The following is a 3797-nucleotide window of genomic DNA, read 5'->3' as shown; positions in this document are numbered from 1 at the left end:
GGCCAGCGGGGCGCCCGGGTCCCGGGCGACCCGGGCGGCCAGCGCCTCGCCGCCGCGCGGGCCGCCGTAGGGCCGCTCCGCCAGCGCGGTCGCGCCGTCCGCCGAACCCCGCCCCTGCGACACAGCCGTTGCCCCCGTCCCGGCCGCGCGGCCGTCACCGGGGAGTTTCGTCCGCCGCGGGGCGGGTTGTTAACGCGCTGTCGTCGAACAACCGCATCGAGTGACACCCGGGCGGGTCCGGTCACAGCACGTGAACCAGCCGGGCCGTGCGCGGGCGCCGCGATCAGGACCGCGACCCCCGCGCACGCCGGTCAGCTGCGGTCGAACTCCCTGGCGCCCAGGGCCCGGACGATCCCGGCGCGGCCCTCGGAGACCAGCCGGCGCAGTGCGGGCGGGTGCGAGGCGTCGGCCAGCCAGGCGTCGGCGGCCTCGACCGTCGACTTGTCCACCGCCCAGGACGGGAACAGCCCGACGACCACCGACTGCGCCCGCTCGCTGGTCCGCCGCGACCACACCTCGGCGACCTGGGCGAAGTACAGCTCCACGTAGCCGCCCAGCAGCCCGCGCTGCGACGGGTGGGCGAACCCCGAGATGATCGCCTCCTGCACGGCGTTCGGGATGTCGTCGTCGTGCACGGCGCGGTTCCAGGCCCGCTCCTTGGCCGCGGCGCTGGGCATCAACGCCCTGGCCCGCTCGGCCTGGCGCTGCCCGGTGGAGGTGGGGTCGCGCTCCTGCTCGGCGTCGATGTCGGCCTCGGTGGCGTGGCCGTGCGCGACGAGCGCGTGCAGCAGCCGCCAGCGCAGGTCGGTGTCCACGGTCAGCCCCGGCGGGACGTCCCGCCCGTCGAGCCAGAGCCGGAACTGCTCCAGCACCGTCGTGTACAGCACGCACGAGGTGAGGGCGTTGACCGTGGCCAGCTGCGTGTCCGAGCCCGCCTCCGCGGAGGCCAGCCTGCGCAGCAGCGCGTCGACGATCATCGGCCAGCCGCTCTCGGCGGCCCACTGCTCGTCGGCGTAGGACGCGGTCGCCGTCTGGGCCTGCAGCAGCAGCCGCTGCAGCACGCCGACCTCGGTCTCCGCGGCGAACCCGCCGGCCACCAGGGTGGCGAAGTCGCGGGCCTTGAGCTCGGCCTCGCGGGTCATCTCCCAGGCCGCCGACCAGCACAGCGTGCGCGGCAGCGGCTCGGCGATGTCGCCGATCCGGTCGACCAGGGTGGTCAGCGAGTCGGGGTCGAGCCGCAGCGCGCAGTAGGTGAGGTCGTCGTCGTTGACCAGCACCAGCTTGCCGCGCGGGACGCCGATGAGCTCGGGCACCGCGGTGCGCTCGCCGCTGACGTCGACCTCGACGCGGTGCGTGCGCACCAGCCTGCCGGCGCCGTCGTCGTCGTAGACGCCCACGGCGAGCCGGTGCGTGCGCAGCTCGCCCGCGCCCGGCCGGGCGCCGCCCTGCACGACCTCGAACCGGGCGAACGCACCGGACCGGTCGACGTCGAAGGACGGGCGCAGCAGGTTGAGCCCGGTGGTGCGCAGCCACTGCGCGCCCCAGCCGGACAGGTCGCGCCCGGACGCCTCCTCCAGCGCGCCCAGCAGGTCGTCGAAGGTGGCGTTGCCCCAGGCGTGCGCGGAGAAGTAGGCGCGCAGCCCGGCCAGAAACGGCTCCAGCCCGACGTAGGCCACCAGCTGCTTGAGCACCGAGGCGCCCTTGGCGTAGGTGATGCCGTCGAAGTTGACCTCCACGGCCTGCAGGTCGGGGATGTCGGCGGCGATCGGGTGCGTGGAGGGCAGCTGGTCCTGCCGGTAGGCCCAGGACTTCTCGACGTTGGCGAACGTCGTCCAGGCCTGCTTGTACTCCGTCGCGTCGGCCTGGCACAGCACGCTCGCGAAGGTGGCGAACGACTCGTTGAGCCACAGGTCGTCCCACCAGCGCATGGTCACGAGGTCGCCGAACCACATGTGGGCCATCTCGTGCAGCACGGTCTCGGCCCGGCGCTCGTAGACCGACCGTGTGACGCGCGAGCGGAAGACGTAGTCCTCCAGGAACGTGACCGCGCCGGCGTTCTCCATCGCCCCGGCGTTGAACTCCGGGACGAACAGCTGGTCGTACTTGCCGAACGGGTACCGGACGCCGAAGTTGCGGTGGTAGAAGTCGAAGCCCTGCTTGGTCTCGGTGAACAGGCGCTCGGCGTCCATGTACTGGCCCAGCGATGCCCGGCAGTAGATGCCCAGCGGGATGCTGCCGTGCTCGTCGCGGTACTCGTCGTGCCATGCCGCGTACGGGCCGGCGATGAGCGCCACCAGGTAGGTCGACATGATCTCGCTGGTCGCGAAGCGGTGCACGACGGCGCCGCCCTCGCCGTCGCCGGTGGACTCGACGGCGGCGTTGGAGACCACCCGCCAGTCGGCCGGGGCGGCGACGGTGACCGTGTAGCGGGCCTTGAGGTCGGGCTGGTCGAAGCAGGCGAACATGCGCTTGGCGTCGGCCGTCTCGAACTGGGAGTACAGGTAGACGCCGCCGTCGAGGGGGTCGACGAAGCGGTGCAGGCCCTCGCCGGTGTTCATGTACCGGCCGGTCGCCTCGACGCGCAGCTCGTTCTCGGCGGCGAGGGAGGGCAGCGCGATGCCGTCCTCCTCGCGGTAGCCGGACAGGTCGAGCGGCTCGCCGTTCAGCGTCGCCGACGCCACGTCGGCGGCGACCAGGTCGATCCAGCTGTCGGCGCCCGGCTCGCGGCACGTGAAGCGGACCGTGGTGGTCGTGGCGAAGGTGGCGTCACCGGGCTTGCCGCCGCCGTCGGTCAGGTCGAGCTCGACCACGTAGTCGTCGACCGACAGGAGGGCGGCCCGCCGCTCGGCGTCCGTGCGGGTCAGGTTGGGCGGGGCCATGCGCTGTCCGAGCTCCTTCGGGTGGTCGTCGGTGTCCGCGATCCAACCACGACCCGGCGGCGGATGCCGGTGAGATCCAGCGGCGGCCTCGCGGAGGGCGGGAATCCTCGCGGACGGTCGCGGGTTGGCGTTGACGAGTGAGCACTCTCTCGAACGGAGACGCTGTGACCAGCACCGACGCAAGCACGACACCTTCCGGCACCGCCCAGGTGGACTTCTGGTTCGACCCGCTCTGCCCGTGGGCGTGGATCACCTCGCGGTGGATGCTGGAGGTGCGGGAGGTCCGCGACGTGCGGATCGACTGGCACGTGATGAGCCTCGCGGTGCTCAACGAGGGCCGCGACCTGCCGGAGAACTACCGGGCGATGATGGACCGCGCCTGGGGCCCGGTCCGGGTGGCCGTCGCCGCGGCCAAGGAGCGCGGGCCGGAGATCCTCGAGCCGCTCTACACGGCGATGGGCACGCGGATCCACAACCAGGGCAACAAGGACTTCGAGGTCGTCATCAAGGAGTCGCTGGCCGAGCTGGAGCTGCCGGCGTCCCTCGCCGAGGCCGCCACCAGCACCGACCTGGACGCCGAGCTGCGCGAGAGCCACGCCAGGGGCATGGAGCCGGTCGGCCTGGACGTGGGCACGCCCACCATCCACATCGACGGGGTGGCGTTCTTCGGCCCGGTGATCTCGCGCATCCCGCGCGGCGAGGACGCCGGCCGGGTGTTCGACGGCAGCCGGCTGCTGGCCAACTACCCGCACTTCTTCGAGCTGAAGCGGACCCGCACCGAGGACCCCGCGTTCGACTGATGTGGAACGGTCTTGTCAACCCCGGGGGTGGAAGCGGTCTCGGGCCGCTTTTGGCCTGCGACCTGCTGTTTTCGAGCAGGCGTCGGGACCCCGGGGTCAACACGCAGCGCCCGCAGCG

Annotated in this window: 2 protein-coding genes; one reads left to right on the top strand and one right to left on the bottom strand. The window is 72.6% G+C overall.

What is annotated here, in order from left to right; all coding sequences use genetic code 11:
• Positions 1-311: 311 nt before the first annotated feature.
• Positions 312-2879: an aminopeptidase N gene (pepN, locus tag KIK08_RS37915; protein ID WP_214408138.1), complete on the bottom strand. Its 2568-nt coding sequence runs from the start codon at positions 2877-2879 to the stop codon at positions 312-314.
• 164 nt (positions 2880-3043) lie between these two features.
• Between pepN and KIK08_RS37910 the strand changes: the two genes are divergently transcribed.
• Positions 3044-3679 (top strand): mycothiol-dependent nitroreductase Rv2466c family protein, encoded by a 636-nt coding sequence (locus tag KIK08_RS37910; RefSeq protein WP_308258149.1) that lies wholly within the window; start codon positions 3044-3046, stop codon positions 3677-3679.
• The last annotated feature ends 118 nt before the right edge of the window (positions 3680-3797 follow it).

It is taken from the genome of Pseudonocardia lacus (genome assembly GCF_018531445.1).
Lineage (GTDB): Bacteria > Actinomycetota > Actinomycetes > Mycobacteriales > Pseudonocardiaceae > Pseudonocardia > Pseudonocardia lacus.
Note: the sequence above shows the minus strand (reverse complement) of the source record. Positions and strands in the feature narration are given on the sequence as shown.

Bases quoted from the DNA above. Each gene is read 5' to 3' on its own strand.
- pepN (WP_214408138.1), bottom strand. From the start codon at position 2,879: ATGGCCCCGCCCAACCTGACCCGCACGGACGCCGAGCGGCGGGCCGCC.